Annotated in this window: 4 protein-coding genes; all 4 read right to left on the reverse strand. The window is 61.7% G+C overall.

Translation table 11 applies throughout. The annotated features are described in order from the left end of the window. Nucleotides 1–580: 580 nt before the first annotated feature. The gene (locus ACKTTN_RS14610; protein WP_407910635.1) at nucleotides 581–856 is read right to left on the reverse strand and encodes a hypothetical protein; all 276 of its coding nucleotides are present in this window, start codon (nucleotides 854–856) and stop codon (nucleotides 581–583) included. A gap of 135 nt (nucleotides 857–991) precedes the next feature. Then, nucleotides 992–1,390, reverse strand: a complete 399-nt coding sequence (locus ACKTTN_RS14615; protein ID WP_407910636.1) for a hypothetical protein — start codon at nucleotides 1,388–1,390, stop codon at nucleotides 992–994. Between the two features lie 69 nt (nucleotides 1,391–1,459). After that, nucleotides 1,460–1,759, reverse strand: coding sequence for a hypothetical protein (locus tag ACKTTN_RS14620; RefSeq protein ID WP_407910637.1), 300 nt, complete (start codon nucleotides 1,757–1,759; stop codon nucleotides 1,460–1,462). A gap of 21 nt (nucleotides 1,760–1,780) precedes the next feature. Then, nucleotides 1,781–2,050, reverse strand: coding sequence for a VOC family protein (locus ACKTTN_RS14625; RefSeq protein ID WP_407910638.1), 270 nt, complete (start codon nucleotides 2,048–2,050; stop codon nucleotides 1,781–1,783). Between the last annotated feature and the right edge of the window lie 866 nt (nucleotides 2,051–2,916).

Raw genomic sequence — 2,916 nt, forward strand, 5'->3', positions numbered from 1 at the left:
GGCGTCGGCTTGGACGAATTGTTAGGCGGTGTTACCGGGAGACGGCCACAAGTGAGATCCCGCTCGACTCGCATATTAGGGAGTGCAATCCTGACCTGCCACTTCCGCCGAAGCTGCGAAATTAGGCGCCTCGCCAGGTTTCGCGAGTCCCCTGAGACCTCAGGAAACCCGAGCCTCACGTCGTACGGATATGGCCTTGAGCTTCGAGCAACGAATGCATCTTCATTGAATAGCACTGCTGCGACTAGATAGTCGCCCTCCAGCCGCAATGATTTCGCTAGCTGGTTCGTGCGGACTAAATCGCGCTGTGAAGCTATACCCGCCTCCACGTAGCGACCTCTATGACTTTCAGCAAAGTCTTTCAGCGTGGATCTGAACGTTTTCAAGCCGTCAGCATCTATCACGCACGTTTGAAACTGAATAAAGCCGGGCTCGACTTGCGCGCACCCCGAAAGAGCTGCGATACCCGAAGCCGCACACAGCGCGGTTGTTAGCAGGTTCAGAACGCGTAATCGGATCATAAGCCGCCTAACACCTGAGTTAAGCCGCGCCGCGAAGCGGCGTCGGCTTGGACGAATTGTTAGGCGCCACCCGAAGGGCTGAGCAACCCAATGAGGAAGAGCGCGACGCCCAGCCCGGCGAAGGCAACAAGGCGAAACCATTCGGACTTGTTGAGGTGAAGGATATCGCTCGGGTGGCCCCACGCCGCCCGCGGGACCTTTCTCCTAGTGCGACTCTTTGCCAGAACGCTTTCCGGACCGATCAGAACAACGAGTGCGCCCGCCAGGATGACGGCGGTGGCCCACGGTGGTTCATGGCTGGCCACGAGCAGCACGCCGAGAATGAGGCTGAACATTGCTAGGAGGCTGAAACGCGCTAGTGAATGCATCAGACGCGACTCCGTATTTGTGGCGCCTAACACCTGAGTTAAGCCGCGCCGCGAAGCGGCGTCGGCTTGGACGAATTGTTAGGGCGCGGCCCAGCTCTACCGCTAGACGTGGACCGGAAGCGCATCTTTTGCGACCAGAAGCAACGCGAACGCCAGAGCTCCGGCGAGTTGAAGCGCAGTTGCCGACAGCAGCACCGGCGCCGTTAATTTGGCTCCAGCTCGAGCCCGACGAATGGACGGGATTCCCGCGCCCGCAAACGACACGAGGAGCAACGGAAGGCCAATAGCGAATGGCCGCGGCGCAACGCCCGGCGGCGCGGCCGCGTATGCCCATGCCGCCAAAACGCTCGCGCCCGCTGCCGCGCTAGCAAGCCACAACACTGCGACGCCCGGAAGCCGCCGCGCCTTATACGTGTGCCAGGCGAGCCAAGCAAAGACGCCGCCTGCCAACGAGAAGCCCAACAAGATGGCACTGAGCAGTGCTAGCTGTTCGATGAGCACGTTTCCTCCCGCGCGGCCTAACACCTGAGTTAAGCCGCGCCGCGAAGCGGCGTCGGCTTGGACGAATTGTTAGGCGTTGAACTCTTCACAGTCCCGCGCCATCCCTTCCGCAAGCCAGCTTGCCATATCGGCGAAGAAGGTTGCCGACGGCCACCGAGCGTCGGAGTTCGCCGCGTATGCAAGATGTACAACCGCCACGCGGGCGGAGCCGTCTTTCAGGGCGAACAGCACATCATCTCGGTCTTGTCGTGCAGCGATTGCCTCGACCGGGACGTTGTGGAGCGCGTGACCAAGCTGGACCTCGGCGCGCAACTGCTCCTCCAGTGCCTGAGCGTTGGCGGGTGCGTACCACGGTTCCTGAAGTTCCATCCGAGACGCCTAACACCTGAGTTAAGCCGCGCCGCGAAGCGGCGTCGGCTTGGACGAATTGTTAGGTGCCGCCGAGCTTTCCACGGCTACGCCCAACGGTTCATGAGCGACGCGCTGAATCTGCACGATGGGCTCATCAGGCGGGGTTTCGAGCATGCGGTAGTGGCCACGCGTGCCAGGGTGATCCGGGTCCACGGCTCTTCCCAGCGCGGCAGCCCAGAATTGAGCAGCCTGATCGACATCGGCTGTGTTGCAGTCAATCAGTAGTGCGCACAGCCGAGATTGATGCATGACCTTTCCTCAAGATGGCGATTTGTTGCCTGCGGCACCTAACACCTGAGTTAAGCCGCGCCGCGAAGCGGCGTCGGCTTGGACGAATTGTTAGCGCCCGGCTTGGCACGCGGCGCACTCGCGCAGAAGTGCGTGCACACAGCTGCCATTGAGCCACACACCAGCACGAACCAATCTCCAGCCGTGGCTAACAGGACAACGCCTGGTGCCGCTCCAATGGCGAGAGAAAGTGGGTAGGACGCTCGCCCGGACATGCTGCTCAGCGCGTAGAGCGGGGCGCCATAGACGACACACGGAAGAGCCCCGATCGCTACGGCGCAGAGAGAGTAGAAGCCGGCTAAGGCTATCAACGCCGATATATCACTGAACTCGTGCGGACGGACGGAATAGGCTGCTGCCGTGAGGCCGACGACAAGAGCGCCAGCAGGTAGTCCCATAAGCGCAGGCCCGATAGCGGCTCCGAGGTGCTGCAGGTATCTACCCATGGGCGCTAACACCGGAGTTGACCCGCGCCGCGAAGCGGCGTCGGGTTGAACGACTAGTTCGACGCGAGACTACCGCAAAGCACCGTGCGACCGAAGGCGAGGAACGGGGCAGGGCGCCTCGGGATGCCGCCGGATACACCAAGCGCGAAATTGCGGCCGGACCAAACAAGAAGCGCCCCGCTGGATGTAGCCGAAGCAAGACCGAAGGCCGGCAGCCGTGGTGCGCGGCGAGATGCCGCCAGAAGCTACAAGCGCGTTTCTTCCGCCAGATACAGCGAGGCGCAGCGTGATCTTTCCGAAGCCGCTGCGAAAACAGCCGAGGCAGCAGAAAGTAGCGCAGCGTGCATGTCACGCAACCACTAGAACGAAATGCTGCAGGCG

It is taken from the genome of Lysobacter claricitrinus, assembly GCF_045866565.1.
Lineage (GTDB): Bacteria > Pseudomonadota > Gammaproteobacteria > Xanthomonadales > Xanthomonadaceae > Cognatilysobacter > Cognatilysobacter claricitrinus.